Raw genomic sequence first — 22191 nt, 5'->3', positions numbered from 1 at the left:
CGCGATTCGGGGTCTTCATCAGAACTGCTCGGCCAGTCCGGATTCCACGAGCGGATGCACGCCCTTGCGCACGCCGGGGACCTCGCCGCACAACCGTGGGGTCGGGAAGACCTTGCCCGGGTTGGACAGGCCCTTCGGGTCGAAGGCGCAGCGCACGAGTTGCATGGTGTCGAGGTCCTCCTCACTGAACATCCGCGACATGTAACGCGACTTGTCGACGCCGACCCCGTGTTCGCCGGTGATCGACCCGCCGTGCTCGATGCACAGGTCGAGGATCCGGCCGCTGACGGCCTCGGCCTGCTCGCCCTGGCCGGGTACGGCGTCGTCGAAGAGCACGAGCGGGTGGAGGTTGCCGTCGCCGGCGTGGAACACGTTGGCCACGCGGATGCCGAACTCCTCCTGCAGCCTGTCGATCCCCGCCAGCACCTCGGGCAGCGACGTACGGGGGACCACGCCGTCCTGCACGATGTAGGCCGGACTGATCCGGCCGACGGCGGCGAACGCCGACTTGCGGCCCCTCCAGATCGCGGCCCGCTCCTCGGCCGAGGCGGCGACCCTGATCTCGAACGCACCGGCCTCGCGGCAGATCCGGTCGACCTCGGCGAACTGGTGGTCCACCTCGGCGTGCGGGCCGTCCAGTTCGACCACGAGCACGGCTCCCGCGCCCTCAGGGTAGCCGCAGCTCACCGCGGCCTCGGCCGCCTCGATGGCGAGGGCGTCCATCATCTCGATGGCCGCGGGCACGATGCCCGCGCCGATGATCGCCGACACGGCGCGACCGCCGCCCTCGATGTCGTCGAAGGCCGCCAGGACGGTCGTGACCGTTTCCGGCGTGCGCGAGAGCCGTACGGTGACCTTGGTGGCGATGCCCAGGGTGCCCTCCGAGCCGATGAACGCGCCGAGCAGGTCGTAGCCGGGGTCGTGCTCGGAAAGGCACACGATCTCCCCGTCGGGGGTGACCAGTTCGATCTCGAGGACGTGGTTGACCGTGAAGCCGTACTTGAGACAGTGGGCGCCGCCGGAGTTCTCCGCGACGTTGCCGCCGATCGAGCAGATCTGCTGGCTGGAGGGGTCGGGGGCGTAGTAGTAGCCCTGGTCGCGCACCGCCTCGGTGATCGCCAGGTTGGTGACGCCCGGCTCGACGACCGCCCGGCGGTTGGGGATGTCGATCTCCAGGATCCTGCGCATGCGTGAGGTGACGATCAGCACGCCGTCGGTGCGGGGGAGGGCACCGCCCGACAGGCCCGTGCCCGATCCCCGCGCCACGAACGGCACGCCGTACTCGTCGCACAGGCGCACCACGGCCGCGATCTGCTCGGCCGAGTCCGGCAGCACGACCACCCCGGGCGTGGCCCGGTGATAGGTCAGCCCGTCGCAGTCGTAGGTCCGCAGCCGCACCGGGTCTGTGATCACCGAGTCCTGGTCGAGGATCTCGCTGAGCCGTTCGGTCAGCCGCTGGAGCGTGGACATCGCTACCGTTCCTCCTCGTGCGTCTCAGGCTCGCAATCTTCTGTGGTGGTTCGCTGGGGAATGTCGTCTTCCCTTGAATCATCTCTCAGCACAGGGGTGATGGCATCCGCGAGTTGTGCCGGCGTGGGCAGGGCGGCTCTGAGGCGGAGCGGCAACGCGGCGTAGGTTCCGACGGCGAGCGGCGGGTTCATCGCGTTGAGGCTGAACTCGACGGCGACCTCGTTGCGCGAGGCCACCAGGAGGATGCCCACCGTCGGCTCATCGCGGCCGGGATCACGTACCTGGCCGTCCACGACCGCGACGTGGAAGGCGAGCTTGCCGACGTGCTCCGGGGCGAAACCCTTGGTCCTCAGCTCGATCACGACGTATCGATGCAGTTTGAGATGGTAGAAGAGCAGGTCGGCGAAGAACTCCTCGCCGCCGACGGACAGCGGGTACTGCCTGCCCACGAAGGCGAACCCCGTGCCGAGTTCCTGGAGAAACCGGATCACGTTCTCGACGATCCGTGCCTCGAGATCGCGCTCGTGGCGCTTGTCGCTGTCGAGGAAGTCGAGCACGTAGGGGTCCTTGACCATGCTCTGGACGGACTCCCTGTCCTCCGGCGGTACCTTCCTCGCGAAGTCGTGCAGGGGGAGGTTCGCGCGCAGGTGGAGTCCGGCCTTGATCATTGTGATGAGGACGCCTCGCGTCCATCCCTCATCGGCCGTCTTCGCAGCGTAGAAGTCGCGGGCGGCCCGGTCGTCGAGCATGTTGAGAAGCACGACGATGTGGCCCCAGGGAATTCGTCCCACGGCGTGTGGGACGAATTCCGGCCACGCGATCGCCAGGGCTCTCATGCGGTGAAGATTGGTTCGCGAGTACCCCTTGGCGTACGGGTAGGCGGTTCTCAGGTCGGCAGCCAGATTCCTGCCCCAGCCCTCGTCGGGCCGCCGGTCCAGGATCTGGCGGCCGATGCGCCAGTACTGGTGGATCAGCTCGGTGTTGGCCGCGAGCACCGCGCGTGTCCGGCCGGTCGTGATCTCTTTCTTGATCGCGTGAAGCAGCTCCGTGTGGTCGTCGGGACGGATCTCGCTGCCGGTGAATTCGGTCATGCCCAATGAGTAGCAACATCTGGATGGATGTGCTCGTCTAGTCGTACACCGACCGAGGTTGGGAATCCCCACCGGGTGGAAGGATTCCCAACCTCGAATTCGGTCGAAGTCACGGCATCTCGGCATATGCGGGCAGGGTGAGGAACTCCGCGAAGTCGTCGTCCAGGGCGACCTTCTTGAACAGGGCGGTGGCCTGGCCGAACAGGCGCTCGTCGTATCCGGGCTCCTCGGCGACCTTGGCGAGTTCCTCGCCGATGATCCGCTCGACGAGCTCGCGCGTCACGACGGCGCCCGTGTCGGCCAGTTCGATGTCGTTGTGGATCCACTGCCAGATCTGCGAGCGGGAGATCTCGGCGGTCGCCGCGTCCTCCATCAGGTTGTGGATCGCGACCGCGCCCAGCCCGCCCATCCAGGCCGCCAGATAGCGCAGCGCCACGTCGACGTTGTTGCGCAGGCCCGCCTCGGTGATCTGGCCGGGGGTCTTGGACACCGCGAGCAGGTCCTCGGCGGTGACGTGCACGTCCTCGCGCAGCCGGTCGAGCTGGTTGGGGCGCTCGCCCAGCACGCCGTCGAAGACCTCACGGCAGATCGGCACCAGGTCGGGGTGGGCCACCCAGGAGCCGTCGAACCCGTCGCCCGACTCGCGGGTCTTGTCGGCCCGTACCTTCTCCAGGGCGACCTCGTTGACCTCCGGGTCGCGGCGGGAGGGGATGAAGGCCGCCATGCCGCCGATCGCGTGGGCGCCGCGCTTGTGACAGGTGCGCACCAGCAGTTCGGTGTAGGCCCGCATGAACGGCGCCGTCATGGTCACCGCGTTGCGCTCGGGGAGCAGGAACTCCCGCCCGCGGGTGCGGAACTTCTTGATGACGCTGAACAGGTAGTCCCAGCGGCCGGCGTTGAGGCCGGCGGAGTGGTCGCGCAGCTCGTAGAGGATCTCCTCCATCTCGAACGCGGCCGGGTAGGTCTCGATCAGTACGGTGGCCCGGATGGTTCCCTGCGGGACGCCGAGCAGGTCCTGCGCCCTGACGAACACGTCGTTCCAGAGCCGCGCCTCGAGGTGCGACTCGATCTTGGGCAGGTAGAAGTACGGCCCGCGGCCCTTGGCGAGCTGCCGCCGCGCGCAGTGGAAGAAGTAGAGCCCGAAGTCGAGCAGCGAGCCTGACATCTGCTCGCCGTCGATCAGGACGTGCTTTTCGGGAAGGTGCCAGCCGCGCGGCCGCACCACCACGGTCGCCAGCTCGTCGTCGGGGCGCAGCACGTAGTCCTTGCCGCCGGAGGAGAAGTCGATCGTGCGGTCGAGGGCGTCGCGCAGGTTGAGATGCCCGTTGATCGTGTTCTCCCAGGTGGGAGCGTTGGCGTCCTCGAAGTCGGCCAGCCACACCTTGGCGCCCGAGTTGAGCGCGTTGATCGTCATCTTGCGGTCGACCGGTCCGGTGATCTCGACGCGGCGGTCCTCCAGCCCCGGCGCGGGCGGAGCCACCTGCCACGCGGACTCCCGGATCTGCCTGGTCTCCGGAAGGAAGTCGAGCGTGCCGCCGGCCGAGAGCCTGGCCTGGCGTTCCTCACGCGCCGCGAGCAGTTCCTTGCGCCTCGTGTCGAACTCGCGCTGGAGGGTAGCCACGAAGTCGAGCGCCTCGGGGGTGAGGATCTCGTCGAACCGATCGAGCAGAGGTCCCGTGATCTCAACCATCAGCACCCTTTCCACTATGCGGAAAAATACTTCTAAAAGGTGGAATCGACGCTACTCCACGACGAATTCGCGGGTCAACGTGGGGGGACCGTCAGGGAGGCGTGGGGGATCTCCCCGATGGGTGTGCGGCCGTACGAGCAGAAGAATCGCTGCCATGAGAAGGCAGAACCTGATCGCCGCGGGAGCCCTCCTGGGTGCGGGCCTCGCCCTGACCGCGTGCGACGTGCGACTGGGCGCCATCGGCGTCAACGACCAGCAGGCCGTGCAGAGCTACGACGTCACCGACAAGATCACTGGCTTGACCGTCGACTCCGGATCCGGCGACGTCGTGATCAACGAGTCGGACCGGACCGGCGTCCACGTGACCGAGACCCTGCACTGGCACGGGGACAAGCCGCAGAACGGACACCAGGTCGACGGAGGCGCGCTCACCCTCGGCTACCGCTGCGGGAACTGTTCCATCGACTACCGCATCGAGATCCCGCGCGGCCTGGCCGTACGGGCCGACGCCGGATCGGGCACGATCACGCTGCGCGGCCTGACTGGCGAGACGTCGGCCGGCACAGGCTCCGGCGACATCGACGCGCGCGGGCTGGCCGGCCGGCGGGTGACGGCCCAAACCGGCTCGGGCGACGTGGAGCTCAGGTTTTCCGCCGTCCCCGACGACGTGGACGTCGAGACCGGTTCGGGCGACGGCACGGTGTGGGTGCCGTACGGGTCGTACAACGTGAAGACGGAAACCGGCGTCGGGTCCAAGGACGTCACCGTCGCCCAGGACCCCTCCGCCCCGCACACCGTCGTCGTCAAGACCGGATCAGGCGACGCCAAGGTCCTCAAGAACTGAGTCACGGCGGCGGGTCACAAGGCGGGGCCGAGCTGGGGACATAAGGGGATGGGACGGACACTTAAGGGGATGCGTACTGCCGTGCCATCGTGTCACCATCGGGGAAGACCCAAGGGTGTCCAACTGTTTGTCTAGTAGAGATGACATATATGCGATTTGAGCCCGAAGATCACGCGGTAGGCGACTACGAACTCGAGGAGCGTCAGGCGCTCCGTCGCGTAGCGGGTCTTTCGACGGAGCTCCAGGACATCACCGAAGTCGAATACCGCCAGCTGCGCCTCGAGCGGGTCGTCCTCGTCGGTGTGTGGACCAGTGGCACGATCTTCGACGCGGAGAACTCCCTGCAGGAGCTGAAGCTCCTCGCGGAGACCGCGGGATCGGACGTCCTCGAAGGACTCATCCAGCGGCGCGACAAGCCGGACCCGGCCACCTACATCGGCTCAGGCAAGGCGGCGGAGCTGCGCGACATCGTCGCGTCGACCGGCGCCGACACGGTGATCTGCGACGGAGAGCTCGCCCCCGGCCAGCTACGCCAGCTGGAGGAGGTCGTCAAGGTCAAGGTCATCGACAGGACGGCGCTGATCCTCGACATCTTCGCCCAGCACGCCAAGAGCCGCGAGGGCAAGGCGCAGGTCGAGCTGGCCCAGCTTCAGTACCTCCTTCCCCGCCTCCGCGGTTGGGGTGGCAACCTCTCACGCCAGGTCGGTGGTCGTGCCGCCGGCGGCGTCGGCATCGGCGGCCGCGGCCCCGGTGAGACGAAGATCGAACTGGACCGGCGCCGCATCCGCGAGCGCATGGCCAAGCTGCGCCGCGAGATCAAGGAGATGTCGACGGCCCGGGAGACCAAGCGGCACCGCCGCAGCACCCGCGAGGTGCCGTCGGTGGCGATCGCCGGATACACCAACGCCGGCAAGTCGTCGCTGCTCAACCGGCTCACCGGGGCGGGCGTCCTGGTCGAGGACGCGTTGTTCGCCACCCTCGACCCGACGGTGCGCCGTGCCCGGACGCCGGACGGCCGCCTGGTCACGCTCGCCGACACCGTCGGGTTCGTACGGCACCTGCCGCACCAGCTCGTCGAGGCGTTCCGCTCGACTCTGGAGGAAGTGGGCGACGCCGACCTGATCCTCCACGTGGTGGATGGGTCGCACCCGGACCCCGAGTCGCAGCTCGCCGCCGTGCGCGAGGTGCTCGCCGAGATCGACGGCGCGAGGGACATTCCCGAGATCGTCGTGATCAACAAGGCGGACGCCGCCGACCCGGTCGTGCTGGCCCGGCTCACGATGAAGGAACGGCGCAGCGTGGTGGTGTCCGCGCGCACCGGAGCCGGCATCGAGGAGTTGCTGGCGACGATCGAGCGCGAGCTTCCCCGGCTGGACCACGAGGTCCGCATGCTCGTGCCGTACGAGCGGGGTGACCTCGTCGCGCGGGCGCACGACGAGGGTGAGGTGCTGTCCCTGGAGCACACCGGCGACGGCACCATCCTGCACGCCAGGGTGCTCGGCGACCTGCTGGCCGTGCTCGATCGGGTGGCCAAGCCCGTCGAGACGGTTTGAGCTGGGATTTCTTCGTTTTCAACACACCGGGAAAGGGTCACGTCCGGTTAGTGGCCCTCCCGTTGTGGCCTTGATACGATAACGCCAGCCCAACGAAACCTTATGGTGCGGGTAACACAATGACACTAAAAAGTGCTGTTACACGTTGGCATGGCGAGGGCGTCGGAATTTCAGCTGTGGGGACGGCTGCCGATGCGACACCGGGGACAGATGTGACGTTTCTACGCGGCTGTTGCTTATTGGTGCTCTTTCTCAATAGCCCTGTACATCCAGTCGAGCTGTGAAATAACGTGACTGAACTGAAATCGCCCGGGTTCGAGATCCTGGCGGTAGGGTCATCGCACAACACCGGTGCGCGATGAGGCAGGAGACCCCCCAATGACGTCCGGACACCGAGCGGACCCGGCGGGCGCGACGCCCAGAGCCTGGGCCCTTGCGATGTTCCCGGACGACAGGCAGGTGATGGGATGACCGTTCGCCTGCTCACCAACATCGGCCGGTTGTGGACCGGTCACGATGTCTGCAGCAACGCGGCCATCCTGGTCCACAACGACCGGATCGCCTGGGTCGGCCGGGCTGCCGACCTTCCCCAGAGCGTGCCCGGCGTCGTCAACGACATCGTCGACGTCGACCACGTGGAGAACCTCGGCGGAGCGCTCGTCACGCCGGGTCTCATCGACGCCCACACCCACCCCGTCTACGCCGGCAACCGCTACGCCGAGATGGCGATGCGCTCCGGTGGGTCCACCGCGTCGGCGATCAACGCGGCCGGGGGCGGCATCGGCTCGACCGTCACCGTGACGCGCGGCACCGACCCCTGGACGCTGTGCAACGGCGTCCGCGAGCGGTTGCGCGAATGGCTGCTGTCCGGCACCACGACCGTCGAGGCCAAGACCGGCTACCACCTGACCCGCGACGGCGAACTCGCCGACGTCCGCCTGCTGCGCGAGCTCGAGAAAGAGCCGATGATGCCGCGGGTGCACGTGACGTTCCTCGCGGCCCACGTCGTGCCGCCGGAGTACTTCGGCCGCCAGCGCGACTACGTGGAGGCCGTCGCCACCTGGTGCGCGGACGCCGCCGCCGCGGGCGCCGACAGCGTGGACGTCTACTGCGACGACGGCCATTTCAGCGTCGACGAGGCCCGCTGGGTGCTCGCCTCCGGCCGCAACGTCGGGCTCCTTCCCCGGGTGCACGCGGGCGCCTACAACCGGCGCGGCGCGGTTCAGCTCGCCGCCGAGATGGGATGCGCCTCCGCCGACCTCCTCCACCACACCTCCGAGGAGGAGATCGCGCTGATGGGCAGGTACGGCGTGCCCGCCGTGGTCTGCCCCGCCGCGGCGCTGCAGGGCCAGAGCCTTCCGCCGGTGCGCCGCATGATGTCGCAGGGCGTGCCGATCGCTCTCGGCAGCGACCACAACCCCGGTCACTGCGGCATCACCTCGATGTCCCTGGTGATCAGCCTGGCCGTGGCCGCCTTCGGGATGAGCGTCGGGGACGCGCTCCGCGCGGCGACGCTCGGCGGCGCGCATGTTCTGGGCACGCCGGACCGCGGCATCCTGGCGCCGGGACGCCTGGCCGACATCGTGCAGTGGGACGCCGACCACGAGGGCGCCTTCGCCTGGTCCTTCGGCCTCAAGCCCCGCCGGGTCTGGCGCGGCGGCACCCCCGTCCAGTAACCCCGATCACCCCGCCCCACCCCCGCCCCCTGGGCGTGATCATGCAGAAGTTCGGCCGCAGGCCGTGTGACCAGCCCCGCCCCTCACCGTGATCATGCAGAAGTTCGCCGCCGGGGCCGCTGATCAGCCACAACCTCTTCCGTGATCATGCAGAAGTTCGGACGCGATGCGGCTGACCTGCGCGGACTCCGGCCGTGATCATGCACCGTGTGTTCCTGATCACAAACGGCTACGCTCGCGCTATGTCCCCATCGATTGCCGTCGTCACGGATTCCACCGCGTACCTGGGCGAAGACGAGACGGCCAGGTGGGGGATCGCGGTCGTTAGGCTGGAGGTCGTCTGCGACGGCCGTACGTTCGACGACCGCACGCCGTTCGATGCCGCGGCGCTGGCGGACGCCCGGCGCGTCACCACCTCACGACCCGCTCCGCAGCGGTTCGCCGACGCGTACGGCGCGGTGGCCGCGCGCGGCGTCACTGGCATCGTCTCCATCCATCTTTCCGGTGATATGTCTGGCACGGTGGACTCGGCCCGGATCGCCGCACAGGATGCGTCCGTGCCCGTCGAGGTGATCGACAGCAGGTCCATCGCCATGGGCCTGGGGTTTCCCGTGCTGGCCGCGGTGGAGGCGGCCCAGAGGGGGGCCGGGCTCGCGGAGGTCGCTTCGGCGGCACGGCGGCGTGCCGACGTCACCCGCACGTTCTTCTATGTGGACACCCTCGAATACCTGCGCCGCGGCGGTCGCATCGGCGCCGTCGCCAACCTCTTCGGATCCGCCCTGGCGATCAAGCCGTTGATGCACCTCGGAGACGGGACGATCACCGTGGTGGAGAAGGTCCGTACGGCATCACGCGCCATCGCCCGCCTTAAGGACCTGGTGATCGGCGCGGCGGCCGGCGAACCGGTCGACGTGGCGGTCCAGCACCTCATGGCCCCCGCCCGCGCCGAGGCCCTCGCACAGAGCCTCGGCGCCCGCATGCCGAAGCTCGCCCGCATGATCGTTTCGGAGGTCGGCCCGGTGCTTGGTGCTCATGTCGGTCCCGGCCTGCTCGGGGTCACCGTCTCGCCAGTCCTTGAGTGACCGTCTGCTCGTTGTCCACAGGCGAGCCGATTTCCACAGGGCGCCGTTTTCAGGCGTAGCGGCCTCGCCTAGTCCGCCTACGGTCGTCGCGTGCGAACCACGCAGCAAACGGCTCACACTCTCGTTGCCGAGGCACGCCTGCGCGGCCTGACGGCGATGGCGGCCATCCAGCCGCCCGCCGCCGGCCCGCGCGGCCCGGCCGGCCCGCCGCCGTCGTTCGGTGCACCGTACGTGGAGGACCAGGCGGAGGAGGAGCCCTCGATCGTGGCGATGAAGGACGAGGTCAGGCGGCGTGTGCGAGAGCGGTTGGCCGCGACGACTCCGCCGCTCGATCCGGGGACCCCGGGTCTGCGGGTACTGATAGTTCTCGGAGTGATCGCTGCCGTCGTCGCGGGGATCTTCGCGTGGCGGTCGCGGCCGGTGGCCGAGCCGATCGCGCCGCCGATGCCCGCGAGCTTCGCTTCGGCCGTCGCCACGCCGTCTCCGACGTCGAGCGTCGTCGTGTACGTGACCGGAAAGGTGCGCAAGCCGGGCGTTCTCACCCTGGCGACCGGGTCCCGGGTGGCCGACGCGCTCAAGGCGGCGGGAGGCGTGCGGCGTGGTGCCGAGCCCGGAGCGGTCAACCTCGCGCGGCGTCTTGTGGACGGCGAGCAGATCGTGGTGGGGGAGCCGGCGCCGCCCGGGCACGTCGGCGGCGAGGCCGCACCGCAGGCCGGCGGCCTGGTCAACCTCAACCTCGCCACGGCCGAGCAACTCAACAGCCTTCCGGGCGTCGGCGAGGTGCTCGCCCAGCGCATCACCGAGTTTCGTGAGGCGCACGGCGGGTTCCAGAGTGTCGAGCAACTGCGTGAGGTTGCGGGGATCGGCGAGAAGAAGTTCGCCGAGATCAAGGACAAGGCCACCGTATGACCGCCGGTACACGTGCGGCGAGTGGTCCGGCGGCTCAGGGTGAGGCGGGTACGGCGTCCGCGGAGGGAGTCTCGCGGATGCTGCCGCTTCTCGCGCCCGCGCTGACCGCGTGGGCCGTCGCGCTCGTCCTGCTGGGGCTTCCCGCCGTCGTGGGGACGGCGACGGCCCTCGGCTGCGGGGGTGCGGCGCTGACCTGGGCTGCGGTGTCGTTGTACCGGGCGAGACGGCTTCCCCGGCCTCCGCGAGACGACGACCGACGTGGTGCGTGGGCGGGCTCCTCCAGGAGAGTCGTCATCGGCATGCTCGCGTGCGCATCCGCGACGGCGGCCGTGGTGACGTTCAAGGTGCACGCCGTCACCGCCGGGCCCGTGGCCCAGCTGGCCGCGCGCGGCGCGACGGTCACCGCCGACGTGGTGATCACCGATGACCCCCGTGTGCGGCCCCATCGCGGCGGCGTCATCCGCAGGGACAGCGCGGTGGTCGAGGCCCGGTTGGAGTTGCTGATCTCCGCGACCCCGGCCGCCGGAAACGACGGCGCCGGAACGGACGCGGGGAACGGCCTGTCCGTGAGGGTTCCGGTCGTCCTGTTCGGATCGGGACCGGGCTGGGCCGACCTGCTGCCCAGCCAGCGTGTCAGGGTCAAGGGCCGTCTCGGGCCGGCCGATCCCGGGGAGCTCACCGCCGCCGTGCTGCTCGTCCGGGGACCACCACAGCCGATCCGCGGCCCGTCGGCTCTGCAGACCGCAGCCGGCGCGCTGCGTGCAGGTCTGCGGCAGGCGAGCGACGTGCTGCCGCCTGACCAGCGGGGACTGCTCCCCGGCCTTGTGGTGGGCGACGTCTCACGGATGGACGACCAGCTCAGGCAGGACTTCACCACCGCCGGGCTCAGCCATCTCACCGCGGTCTCGGGTGCGAACCTCGCTCTTGTCGCGGGGGCCGCGCTCGCGCTGGCGAGGCTCGCCGGGCTCTCGCTGCCGTTGCGGGCGCTGGTCGCGATCGTCGCGATGGTGGGATTCGCCGTGGTGGCGAGGCCGTCTCCCAGCGTTCTCAGAGCGCTTCTCATGGGGGTCGTCGCGGCGGTGGCGCTCGGTACCGGCCGGCCGAAGGACGGTGTCGCCATCCTGTCGGCCACCGTGCTGGGATTGATCATGTTCGACCCCGGCCTCGCCCGCGAGTACGGCTTCGCGCTGTCGGTCTGCGCCACGGGCGGCATCCTCGTTCTCGCGCCGCGCTGGCGTGATCGGCTGGCGCGCCGGATGCCCGCACTCGTCGCGGAGGCACTGGCCGTCTCCGCCGCCGCTCAGGCGGCCGTGACCCCGGTGCTGGTGCTGATGTCGAGCCGCCTCGACCTGGTGGCGATCCCCGCCAACCTGCTTGCGGCGCCGGCGGTCGCGCCCGCCACGGTGCTGGGGTTCGCCGCCGCGGTCGTCGCGCCGATGAGTATGGGGGTCGCGCAGGTCCTGGTCCATCCCGCCGGGTGGGCCGTCGGCTGGATCATCGTGGTCGCCGAGCGAGCGGCGGCCATGCCTCTCGCGACGGTCCCGTGGCCGACCGGGGCGGTCGGGCTGGCCCTGCTCGCGGTCTCTGCGGCGGTGGCCTGGGTTCTTCTGCGCAGACAGGGGCCGCGCCGCGTCGTTGTCGCGCTGGCCGGGGGCGCCGTGTTCGCCGTCGTGACCTTGCGCCCCCTGGCGGGTCCATGGCCTCCTCCAGGTTGGTTGATGGTCGCCTGCGACGTCGGGCAGGGAGACGCCCTGGCCGTCTCCGCGGGCCCGGGGAGAGCCGTCGTGATCGACACGGGGGCGGAGCCCGGGCCCGTCGACCGGTGCCTGCGCGACCTCGGCGTACGGCAGGTGCCCCTCGTGGTCCTGACCCATCCCCACCTCGACCATGTAGGGGGCGTCGAGGGGGTGATGCGCGGGCGAGCGGTCGGAGCGGTCCTGGTCAGCCCGGGGCGCGTGCCCGAGCAGGAGAGCGCCCGCGTCTCCTGGCGTCTTCGTACGGCGAGGCTGCCCGAGTGGGTGATGCCTCCCGGCACACGATGGCGCTTCGGCGGGGCCGAGCTCACCGTGCTCGCCCCCGTTCCGGGAGCCGTACGCGACGGGCCGGGGGAAGGCGCGATCGCCAACAACGGGAGCGTGGTCCTGCTCGTGCGCTGGTTCGCGGGCACGGGCACCCTCATCGGGTCGGCGCTGCTCGCCGGAGACATGGAGACCGAGGCGCAGGCCGACTTGTTACGGGTGGGGGTCCCCCAGGTCGACGTGCTGAAGGTGCCCCATCACGGTTCGGGGCGGCAGGACCCCCGATTCCTGGCCGCCACCGGGGCTCGGGCGGCGCTGATCAGCGTGGGCGCGGTCAACGACTACGGCCACCCGGCGCCTCTGACGGTGAACCGCCTGACCCGGCTCGGCATGCGGGTCTATCGGACCGACCTGTCGGGCGACATCGCGGTCACCGGCCACGGCGGCCGCCTCGGCATCGTGGGCCGCCGTCGATGAGCGGGCGGCGCACATGTCGATGTGCCACGGCGTGCGCGGCGTGGCATGCTGCGAGACATGGCTAACACGGCACCCGTCATCCTGGTGGTCGGCGACGAGGAGTTCCTCGTGGATCGAGCCGTCGGGTCCGTGGTCTCCGCCGTGCGCGAGACCGACGCGGAGGCCGAGGTCCATGATCTCGTCGGAAGCAAGGTCGAGCCGGGCGAGCTGACCCGGCTGTCGTCGCCGTCCCTGTTCGGGGAGCGGTCGATCGTGGTCGTGCGCTCGGCCCAGGACCTGCAGAAGGACGTCATCGCCGAGATCGTCAAATATGCCGCCCACCCCGCCGACGACACTGTGCTGGTGCTGGCCCATCCCGGCGGGGTCAAGGGGAAAGCCCTCGTCGACGGGGTCAAGAAGGCCGGAGCCGAGGTCGTCACGGTGGCCAAGCCCACCAAGCCGGGTGAGCGCCTCGACTTCATCAAGGCAGAGGCCAGGCGGCATGGCCGTACGATCGCCCCGGCCGCCGCGCAGGCGCTGCTCGACGCCGTGGGAAGCGACCTTCGGGAGCTTGCCGCCGCATGCGGCCAGTTGGCGTTCGACACCCAGGGCAAGACCATCGACGAGGCCGCGGTCAACCGCTATCACCGGGGCCGGGCGGAGGTCACCGGGTTCACCATCTCCGATCTCGCGGTCGAGGGGCGCCTCGGCGAGGCCCTTGAACAGCTTCGCTGGGCCATGGCCACCGGAGTCGCGCCGGTGCTGATCGTCAGCGCTCTGGCCGGCGGCCTCCGGTCGCTGGCGAAGGTCGGCGGGGCGCCGCGCAACCTGCGGGGAGCTCAGCTCGCGAGCAGCGTCGGCATGCCGCCATGGAAGATCGACAGGGTCAAGCGCCAGCTCGGCGCATGGGGCCAGGAGGGCATCTCGGCTGCCATGCAGGCGGTGGCCGCGGCCGACGAGCAGGTCAAGGGTGGCGGTACGGACCCCGCCTACGCTCTGGAGCGGGCGGTGCAGGTCATCGTGGCCAGCCGTACGGGCCGCTGACCCGCGAGCGGCTGCCTCCACCTCGGCCGCACCCCAGACAGCGGCCCGGACGTTTCTGCTCGCGGCGTCGGCTCACTCGTTGGGCGCCGAAACGCTCACCCACGTTTCCGGGCGGCCCTGACTCTCGACGTGGCTCAACATCCGCTTGAGCAGCGCCGAAAGGACGTCCTGTTCGGCTTCGGAGAGCACGCCCACCATGTCGTCCTCGACCCCACCCTGGACGTTCATGGCCTTCCGCCACGTCGCGTGGCCCTCCTCGGTGAGCTCCACATCCACCCGTCGGCGGTCCTGCTCGCTCCTGATCCGTCGCACGAGACCCGCACTCTCCAGGGTGTCGAGCCGTCCGGTCATCCCGGCGGGAGACAACTTGAGCTCGGCGGCGAGCTCCGACGGAGTGGCGCGTCCGCCTTCGCCGCGGGAAGCGAGGCGGTGAAGGGTCTCGAATTCGAAGTCCTGCAGGCCGACCGCGGCGAGGGCGGTGTCCTTGGCCTGCGAGACGTGTTTCACCAGGAACTGCATGCGGGTGACGATCGCTTCGACGCGCTCGTCGAACGGTGCCTTCCCCCGCCAGCGAGTGATGTGCCGGTCCACCGAGTCGTCCACGACGCCATCATACGGCACCATATATTTAGTTGACGAAATATTCGGTGGCGAAATACTCTCGGCGGCATGATTGCACGACTTGTCGCGGGCAGGGCCATAGCCGCCCTGGCCACCGCGCTCATCCCCACTGGACTGACCCTCGCCGTCATTCGGGCCACGGGCTCGGCGGTCGATCTCGGCATCGTCCTCGCCGCGGAGACACTGCCCATGCTGCTGCTTCTTCCGATCGGCGGGGTGGTGGCCGACCGGTTGTCGCCGAGGCGCGTCATCCTGGTCGCCGACATGACGCGATGCGCGGCCCAAATGGCCATCGGCCTCAGACTCCTGCTTGGTCATCCCGCCGTGGGAGAGCTCGCCGCGCTCGCGGCCGTCACGGGCTTCGCCGTGGCCTTCGGGATCCCTGCCGTGTCACCGCTTGTAGCCGCGGTGGCCCCATCTGAGGGACGGCTCAAGCTCAATGCCCGGCTCGGCATGACCAACGGGTTCGCTCAGATGGCAGGGCCTGCCCTCGCTGGAGGCATGACCGTGTTCGCCGGCGTGGGGTGGTCGTTCATGATCACCGGAGCTCTGTTCGCGGTCTCCGCGCTGACGTTGGGCGGGCTGGTCACGCCCCAGGCCCCGGCCCCGGCGACTCGGCGGCACCTGCTCGCCGACCTGAGCGAGGGCTGGCGTGAGGCCAGGCGGCACCGCTGGTTCCTGAGCAGCGTGCTCGGTCATGGTGTCTGGCACCTGGCGGCGGGTTTCCTGCTCACGCTGGGCCCGATCATCGCGGTGCGCAGTCTGGGCGGGGAGTCGGCATGGGTGGTCATCGCGCAGGTGGGCACGGTGGCGATGGTGCTCGGCGTTGTCGCCGCTTCCCGGCTGCCGATCTCACGGCCGCTCGCGGTGACGAGCGGCGCGGCCGCTCTTTATGCATGCCCGCTGGTGGCACTGGCGATCCCGGCGCCACTCGTGACGGTCGCGGGGGCCTACTTCGTCGCCATGTTCGGCCTGGGCCTCCTCATTCCGCTGTGGGATACCACCATGCAGCGGCGTATCCCGCAGGAGGCCCTCGGCCGGGTCGGCTCGTTCGACGCGCTGATCTCGTTCGCGGCCCGCCCGCTCGGCCTCGCCGTCGCGGCACCGCTGGCGGCGTGGACGGGAGCCGCGATCCCGCTGCTCGTGGTGGCGGTCCTTGTCGCCGCCGTCAACCTGATGGTCCTCGCCCTGCCGGAAGTCCGCGAGCCCGTGGACCGAGCTAGCCTCCCCGTGGCTCGTCAGAGAGCCTGAGGTGCGGTGCCATCGGAGGCACGACATGAAGGGAATGCCAAAACGCCGCATCCCGGTAGCGAGATGCGGCGCGGACGTCCGCTGAGGACGGTTACTTGGCGGCCTGCAGGGCGGCGGCGCGCTTGGCGATCGCCGACTTGCGGTTGGCGGCCTGGTTCTTGTGGATGACGCCCTTGCTGACGGCCTTGTCGAGCTGGCGTGAGGCGGCCTGCAGAGCCGCGACCGTCGCCTCGACGTCGCCCTGGTCCGCGGCCTCGCGGAACTTGCGGACCGCCGTCTTCAGGGACGACTTGACAGCCTTGTTACGCAGCCGGGCCTTCTCGTTCTGCCGGTTGCGCTTGATCTGGGACTTGATGTTCGCCACGAAGAAGCCTCGGTGAAGTCTTGGTCGGATGGGGCGCGCGGGCTCGAGAGAGGGCGCGCCACACGCAGTTGAACAGGATACCAACAGCCCGGCTTGCCGCTCAAATCGCGCACATGGACCGTGGCCTGCGTCAGAATCCTACCCCGGAAACCCGGCGGCCGGAGGAAGGCCGGGCCGTACCCAGGCGGTCTGGTACTCCTTCCAGTCCTCCTCCGTGGCCGCGAAGTCCACGTAGAGCGCCATGCCGAACTGGGCCCGCGGGCCGTGCTCGGTCAGGGCGAGCCGGGCCCCGTCGGCGGCCGTAGCGACGCTCTCGGCGTGATCGCTCAGGCCCACGATGTGATCGTGATAGGCGGGCGCGCCGATGAGAACGGCCGTACCCGGGGGAGCGGCGTCCATGGCCAGCTCGGCCTGCCGTACGACATGGCCTCCATAGAGGGACGGCAGGGGGGTCCAGGAGTCGTAGGTCATGACGGCGACCTGGTCGGTGAGCGCGGCGACCTGCGCGAAGTATCCGGTCGTCCAGTACTTCTCGTGGCCGATGACCAGCCGGAGGGGGAAGCGCAGCCCGGGCAGCGGCTCGATCTGCTGGGTGGCGACCGAAAGGAGCTTGCCGCCGACGGCCCGGCGCGTCTCCTTCAACACGCTCAGGAAGGCGGGGTCGCCGTCGGGCACCGGTTCGAAGTCGTAGTGCACGCCGTCGAAGCCGAGGTCGGTCAGCGCCTTCGCGCCGGCGACGATCCGCGCCCGCGTGGCCGGGTCCGCCAGGTCGACGTGGCCGTCCACGTCCTCGTCCACCACCTGGCCGAGCCAGGCCGACACCCGGACGCCGGGCAGCTTCTCCTGCCACCACTTCAGGAAATTTCGGGCGTTGGGGTATTTGTCGGGTGGGAGAGTGCCGTCGGCGCCGAACGGCCCGCTGTGGACGTACACGTCGCTGATCCCGCTCTGCCGGATCCGGGCGGCCAGGCGGTCGACGTCGGCGGCCGTCTTGCGGCCGTCCACCCAGGCGTGTCCCATCCACAGCGCGTCGTGGCCGGTGGACTTCGCCCAGGCGGCCGGGGTGCCGGCGAACTGCAGTCGCAGCGCCCCCACCGCGGCCAGGCAGAGGGCGAGGAGTACGGCCAGGGCGATCCCGGCCCATTTGAGAAAGCGCCTGACGGGGCCCGGGATGGTCAAGGCAAGCATCCGGACATGCCACCATGGAAGGTGGCTGCTTCGCCAGCCCCGACCGGAGAGCGCGCTGAGCGTCAGGCGAGGCGGCTCGGCCGGACGGGACTCACCTACTTTTGTCGAAACGGACTCCGGTGCGCATCCAGCCTGGCCAGACCGACCCCGCGTTGATCCGCAACTTCTGCATCATCGCGCACATCGACCATGGCAAGTCGACGCTCGCCGACCGGATGCTGCAACTCACCGGTGTGGTGGACGACAGATCCATGCGCGCGCAGTACCTGGACCGCATGGACATCGAGCGCGAGCGCGGCATCACGATCAAGTCACAGGCCGTACGGCTCCCGTGGAACGGCCACGTGCTCAACATGATCGACACCCCCGGCCACGTCGACTTCACCTACGAGGTCTCGCGGTCGCTCGAGGCGTGCGAGGGAGCGATCCTGCTCGTCGACGCGGCGCAGGGCATCGAGGCGCAGACGCTGGCCAACCTGTACCTGGCCATGAACGCCGATCTGCACATCATCCCGGTGCTCAACAAGATCGACCTGCCCGCGGCCCAGCCCGACAAGTACGCCGAGGAGCTCGCCGGGCTGATCGGCTGCGACCCCGGCGACGTCCTGCGCGTCTCGGGCAAGACCGGCGTCGGCGTCAAGGAACTGCTCGACCACGTTGTCGCGAACGTTCCCGCCCCGGTGGGCGACGCCGACCGGTCGTCCCGTGCGCTGATCTTCGACTCGGTCTACGACACCTACCGCGGCGTCGTGACCTACGTCCGCGTCATCGACGGGCACCTGTCCAAGCGCGAGCGGGTGCTGATGATGTCCACCGCGGCCCAGCACGAGCTCCTGGAGATCGGCGTGATCTCCCCGGAGGCCGTGCCGTCCGACAAGGGTCTCGGCGTCGGCGAGGTGGGCTACCTCATCACCGGTGTGAAGGACGTGCGCCAGTCGCGGGTCGGCGACACCGTGACCAGCGCGACGAAGCCCGCGACCGACGCGCTCGGCGGATACGAGCACCCGAAGCCCATGGTCTACTCCGGCCTCTATCCGATCGACGGGGACGACTACCCCGAGCTCAGGGACGCTCTGGACAAGCTGCGGCTCAACGACGCCGCCCTGGTCTACGAGCCGGAGACCTCGGCGGCACTGGGCTTCGGCTTCCGGTGCGGCTTCCTCGGCCTGCTCCACATGGAGATCGTCCGGGAGCGGCTGGAAAGGGAGTTCAACCTCTCGCTGATCTCCACCTCGCCCAACGTCATCTACCGCGTCATCATGGAGGACGACCGCGAGCTGGTGGTCACCAACCCCTCGGAGTTCCCCGGGGGCAAGATCGCCGAGATCTATGAGCCCGTCGTGAAGGCCACGGTTCTGGCGCCCGCCGAGTTCATCGGCGCCATCATGGAGCTCTGCCAGGGCCGTCGCGGCCAGCTCCAGGGCATGGACTACCTGTCGGAGGACCGGGTCGAGATCCGCTACACGCTCCCGCTCGGCGAGATCATCTTCGACTTCTTCGACCAGCTCAAGTCCAAGACGCGCGGCTACGCCTCGCTCGACTACGAGCCGTCGGGCGAGCAGGACGCCGATCTCGTGAAGGTCGACATCCTGTTGCAGGGCGAGCCCGTCGACGCCTTCAGCGCCATCGTCCACCGGGAGAAGGCGTACGCCTACGGGGTCGAGATGGCCAAGAAGCTGAAGGACCTCATCCCTCGCCAGCAGTTCGAGGTGCCGATCCAGGCGGCCATCGGCGCACGGGTGATCGCCAGGGAGAACATCCGGGCCATGCGCAAGGACGTGCTCGCCAAGTGCTACGGCGGTGACATCAGCCGTAAGCGCAAGCTGCTGGAGAAGCAGAAGGAGGGCAAGAAGCGGATGAAGATGGTGGGCCGCGTGGAGGTCCCCCAGGAGGCGTTCGTTGCCGCGCTGTCGACCGACTCCGGCGCCGCCGCCGAGAAGGCCAAGAAGTAGGCCGTCAGGGCGGATCGGCGAGGCCGTGCTCGAAGGCGTAGCGGACCGCCTGCGCGCGGTCGCGCACGCCGGTCTTGGCGAACAGGTTGTTGATGTGCGTCTTTACCGTGGCCTCGCTGATGAACAACTCGCCGGCGATCTCGGCGTTCGACCTGCCCCCGGCGATGAGGCGCAGCACGTCGGCCTCCCGTGACGTGAGACCGGTCGGCCGCGGCTTCGGCGGGGGAGCGGCCGTCATGGACTCCAGCAGGCGGCGCTGCACCGAGGGGTCGAGTTGCGCGTCGCCCTCGTGCACGACGGCGATCGCCTGCGCGATCTCCTCCGCTCCCGCGCTCTTGGTGAGGAAGCCGCGTGCGCCCGCCCGGAGGGCGGAGAAGACCGACTCGTCGTCGGCGTAGGTCGTGAGCACCACCACCTGCACCGAGGGGAAGCCCTCCCGGATGCGCCGGGTGGCCTCGACCCCGTCCATGCGGGGCATGCGCAGGTCCATGAGCACCACGTCGGGACGGTGCTCGGCCACGAGGCGCACGGCGGCCTCGCCGTCGGCGGCGGTGCCGACCACCTCGACGCCGGGGATCAGCCCGAGCAGCAGGACGAGTCCCTCGCGGACGACCGTCTGGTCGTCGGCGACGAGCACGCGGGTCATGCGGGCACCTCCAGGCGGACCCGGAACACGCCGTCGTCCTCGCCCGCCTCCAGGTGGCCTCCGAGCAGTTCGGCCCGCTCGCGCATGCCCACCAGGCCGTAGCCGCTCCCCGGCGTTCCCGGGGTCGCGGCGATCTCGTTGGTCACCTCCAGCGAGCACGACGACGGCGCGAAGGTCAATCGGACACCGGGCGCGACGCCCGGCGCGTGGCGCCGCACGTTGGTGAGCGCCTCCTGGGCGGTACGGATGATCGTCAACTCGGCCTCCGGGTCGAGCCGGCGCGTCTCGCCGGTCATCGCGACCTCGCAGCCCACGCCGGTCGCGGTCTGGAACTCGCCGGCCAGGGCGGAGACCGCCTCGGCCAGCGGGGGCACGTCCCCGCGCAGCGCGGTGATCGCCCGGCGCGTCTCCTCCAGCCCCTGCTTGGCCATGTCCCTGGCCAGCTCCACCCGTTCCAGCGCCTCGCCGGCCCGGTCGGCTCGCAACAGGAGCCGGGCCCCTTCGAGGTGGAGGAGCTGGGCCGACAGGGAGTGGGCGAGGATGTCGTGGATGTCCCTGGCGATGCGCGCACGCTCCGCGAGGACGGCCTCCCGCTCCTCGGCCGCCCGCGCCGCGACGGTGGTGCGCCGCACGTAGGCGATCAGGTAGATCACCACGCTGAAGGCGATGATGTCCCACGAGACCTCTCCGCCCTGAGACTGGCCGCTCAGGGTGAGCACGGCCAGGGCCACAGCGGTCGCGGGGAGAGAGTAGGCCGGCGGCAGCCGTACGGCGATGACGCCGATGGAGACGAACACCGCGGTGAGCGCGGGGCTGTGAGGCGCGAGCAGTTGGAGCGTGACGGCCACGACGACCATGGCGTAGGCCGTCAGGAGCACGACGGGCAGCGGGCGCTTACGGCGCTGCAGGGCGAGGAACGCCAGCGTGACGAAGGCGACCGCGAGGAGCCCGTCGATCACGTGCGCCCACGTGAGCGCGGGCTCCGGCCGGGCGCGCACGACGGCGACCGCGAACGCCGCCACGGCCGCGAGCCGCAACGCGAACATGAGGTCGCGGGCCTTTTTCACCCCTAGACGTTAACCGCCGGCGAGGAGTCCATCACTCGTGCGCGGTAGCCGACCACCGCGGCCTGGACGACCAGGGAGAGGCCGAGGAAGATCAGGATCGATCCCGTTTCGAGGGCCGCTCCCGCCGCGCTCCCGACGGCCACGAAGCCGAACCGGGCGGCGATGGCGGCGATCCACGCGACGATCGTCCAGGTCGTGCCCTTGCGCCAGAGCGTGCCCCGGGCGTCCCGCCAGATCCGCATGGTGTAGGCCCGGACGATGCCGAGCGCTGCGCCGACGAGCAACTCCGCCGCCAGCAGCGCCACGCTCAGCGACGCGTGATCCTGATCGATGAGATGTCCCTGGAGGACGCCGATGACGATGATCACCAGGGGGAGGGTGAACGCGCGTCCCTCGTTGACGGGGCGGGCGCGCATCTGACGGTAGACGGCGAGAGCGAGCACGGCGAGGGCGAGCACGGCGGCGAGCAGTTCGTTCATGGGCTCGACGTTAGGGAGAGGTGGTGGCCGGGCGGATCGGAGCACGGGTGGAGATCTGGTTGTCCACCCCCCGGAGGACCCGGCCGCTCGCGGGAAAATCTCTGGTCTTCGGCGAGCGCGCCGCCTAGCGTCGCTATATGCGCATCATTTCGGTCAACGTGGGCCGTGCCGTACCGGCCGAGTGGGCGGGCGACGTCGGCCGGACCGCCATCGACAAGAAGGCGGCCGGCGGCCGCGTCGCCGTACACGGCAACGGGCTGGAGGGGGACGAGCGGGCCGACGTCGCCCACCACGGTCATCCGGACCAGGCGGTGTACGCCTACGCGCGGGAGGACCACGACTGGTGGCAGGCCCAGTTGGGCCGCGACCTGCATGACGGCGCGTTCGGGGAGAACCTCACCACGTCCGGGGCCGACCTGACGGGTGCGCTCATCGGGGAGCGGTGGCGGGTCGGCACCGCCGTCCTCGAGGTGACGGCCCCCCGCGTGCCGTGTGCGACGTTCCGCGGCTGGATGGGGGAGAAGGGCTGGGTCAAGCGGTTCACGCAGGCCGGCCGTCCGGGGGCGTACTTCCGGGTGATCGAGGAGGGCGAGCTCGGAGCGGGCGACGCGATCGAGGTGCTGGACCGGCCCGCCGCCAGTGTCACCATCGGGGAGGCGTTCGCCGCCTACCACGGGGACCAGGACGCGTTGCGCCGGCTGCTCGCCTATCAGGGACACGGCGAGAAGTGGGACAAGATCGCGGAAAGGGTCCTGAAGAGCTGAACGAGAAGGGGGCCGGAGCTCGACCC

The 22191-nt window shown here is 69.9% G+C and carries 19 protein-coding genes; 10 read left to right on the top strand and 9 right to left on the bottom strand.

The features are described 5' to 3' along the window. Positions 1-18: 18 nt before the first annotated feature. From Pth03_RS16895 to aceB, 3 genes are all read right to left on the bottom strand, one after another. Positions 19-1470 (bottom strand): FAD-linked oxidase C-terminal domain-containing protein, encoded by a 1452-nt coding sequence (locus tag Pth03_RS16895; RefSeq protein WP_203945231.1) that lies wholly within the window; start codon positions 1468-1470, stop codon positions 19-21. A gap of 2 nt (positions 1471-1472) precedes the next feature. Beyond that, positions 1473-2561, bottom strand: coding sequence for a PDDEXK nuclease domain-containing protein (locus tag Pth03_RS16890; protein ID WP_203945230.1), 1089 nt, complete (start codon positions 2559-2561; stop codon positions 1473-1475). Positions 2562-2670: 109 nt separating this feature from the next. Beyond that, positions 2671-4251 (bottom strand): malate synthase A, encoded by a 1581-nt coding sequence (gene aceB / locus Pth03_RS16885; protein WP_203945265.1) that lies wholly within the window; start codon positions 4249-4251, stop codon positions 2671-2673. Between the two features lie 154 nt (positions 4252-4405). On the opposite strand from aceB, the gene Pth03_RS16880 reads away from it, so the two are divergent. The 7 genes from Pth03_RS16880 (at position 4406) to holA (ending at position 13833) form a co-directional block, all read left to right on the top strand. After that, positions 4406-5095 (top strand): DUF4097 family beta strand repeat-containing protein, encoded by a 690-nt coding sequence (locus Pth03_RS16880; protein ID WP_203945229.1) that lies wholly within the window; start codon positions 4406-4408, stop codon positions 5093-5095. A 149-nt stretch (positions 5096-5244) separates the two neighbouring features. Further along, complete coding sequence (gene hflX, locus Pth03_RS16875) at positions 5245-6648, top strand: GTPase HflX (RefSeq protein ID WP_239119101.1); 1404 nt, start codon at positions 5245-5247, stop codon at positions 6646-6648. A 467-nt stretch (positions 6649-7115) separates the two neighbouring features. Continuing rightward, positions 7116-8324: an imidazolonepropionase gene (gene hutI / locus Pth03_RS16870; protein WP_203945227.1), complete on the top strand. Its 1209-nt coding sequence runs from the start codon at positions 7116-7118 to the stop codon at positions 8322-8324. A gap of 242 nt (positions 8325-8566) precedes the next feature. Then, a complete protein-coding gene (locus Pth03_RS16865) occupies positions 8567-9406 on the top strand; it encodes a DegV family protein (RefSeq protein WP_203945226.1) in 840 nt (279 codons plus the stop codon). Between the two features lie 90 nt (positions 9407-9496). Continuing rightward, complete coding sequence (locus tag Pth03_RS16860; protein WP_239119100.1) at positions 9497-10315, top strand: ComEA family DNA-binding protein; 819 nt, start codon at positions 9497-9499, stop codon at positions 10313-10315. A gap of 77 nt (positions 10316-10392) precedes the next feature. Then, positions 10393-12810 (top strand): ComEC/Rec2 family competence protein, encoded by a 2418-nt coding sequence (locus Pth03_RS16855; protein WP_239119099.1) that lies wholly within the window; start codon positions 10393-10395, stop codon positions 12808-12810. Between the two features lie 57 nt (positions 12811-12867). Beyond that, complete coding sequence (gene holA, locus Pth03_RS16850; protein ID WP_203945224.1) at positions 12868-13833, top strand: DNA polymerase III subunit delta; 966 nt, start codon at positions 12868-12870, stop codon at positions 13831-13833. A 72-nt stretch (positions 13834-13905) separates the two neighbouring features. Here holA and Pth03_RS16845 read toward each other — a convergent pair whose 3' ends face one another. Then, entirely contained in the window at positions 13906-14436 is a 531-nt protein-coding gene (locus Pth03_RS16845) for a MarR family winged helix-turn-helix transcriptional regulator (RefSeq protein ID WP_203945223.1), read from the bottom strand. A gap of 66 nt (positions 14437-14502) precedes the next feature. On the opposite strand from Pth03_RS16845, the gene Pth03_RS16840 reads away from it, so the two are divergent. Continuing rightward, positions 14503-15705 (top strand): MFS transporter, encoded by a 1203-nt coding sequence (locus tag Pth03_RS16840; RefSeq protein WP_203945222.1) that lies wholly within the window; start codon positions 14503-14505, stop codon positions 15703-15705. Positions 15706-15796: 91 nt separating this feature from the next. On the opposite strand, the gene rpsT is transcribed toward Pth03_RS16840, so the two are convergent. Beyond that, entirely contained in the window at positions 15797-16069 is a 273-nt protein-coding gene (gene rpsT / locus Pth03_RS16835; protein ID WP_203945221.1) for a 30S ribosomal protein S20, read from the bottom strand. 138 nt (positions 16070-16207) lie between these two features. Further along, positions 16208-17257: a glycoside hydrolase family 18 protein gene (locus tag Pth03_RS16830; RefSeq protein ID WP_203945220.1), complete on the bottom strand. Its 1050-nt coding sequence runs from the start codon at positions 17255-17257 to the stop codon at positions 16208-16210. Between the two features lie 119 nt (positions 17258-17376). Between Pth03_RS16830 and lepA the strand changes: the two genes are divergently transcribed. Continuing rightward, entirely contained in the window at positions 17377-19209 is a 1833-nt protein-coding gene (gene lepA, locus Pth03_RS16825; protein WP_203945219.1) for a translation elongation factor 4, read from the top strand. 4 nt (positions 19210-19213) lie between these two features. Here the strand turns inward: lepA and Pth03_RS16820 are convergent, their stop codons facing one another. Genes Pth03_RS16820 through Pth03_RS16810 form a run of 3 tightly spaced genes read right to left on the bottom strand, consistent with a single transcriptional unit; the run spans position 19214 to position 21401 of the window. Further along, positions 19214-19855 carry a response regulator transcription factor gene (locus Pth03_RS16820; RefSeq protein WP_203945218.1) on the bottom strand — a complete coding sequence of 214 codons (642 nt, stop codon included), beginning with the start codon at positions 19853-19855 and terminating at the stop codon, positions 19214-19216. Next, positions 19852-20922, bottom strand: a complete 1071-nt coding sequence (locus Pth03_RS16815; RefSeq protein WP_203945217.1) for a sensor histidine kinase — start codon at positions 20920-20922, stop codon at positions 19852-19854. Before Pth03_RS16815 ends, Pth03_RS16820 begins: the two co-directional genes overlap by 4 nt. A gap of 2 nt (positions 20923-20924) precedes the next feature. After that, a complete protein-coding gene (locus Pth03_RS16810) occupies positions 20925-21401 on the bottom strand; it encodes a hypothetical protein (protein ID WP_203945216.1) in 477 nt (158 codons plus the stop codon). A gap of 137 nt (positions 21402-21538) precedes the next feature. Here Pth03_RS16810 and Pth03_RS16805 point away from each other — a divergent pair, with 137 nt between their 5' ends. Beyond that, entirely contained in the window at positions 21539-22165 is a 627-nt protein-coding gene (locus tag Pth03_RS16805; protein ID WP_203945215.1) for an MOSC domain-containing protein, read from the top strand. Positions 22166-22191 lie beyond the last annotated feature (26 nt).

Origin of the sequence: Planotetraspora thailandica, assembly GCF_016863335.1 — a bacterium.
GTDB lineage: Bacteria > Actinomycetota > Actinomycetes > Streptosporangiales > Streptosporangiaceae > Planotetraspora > Planotetraspora thailandica.
This window is presented reverse-complemented; position numbering and strand designations above follow the sequence as displayed.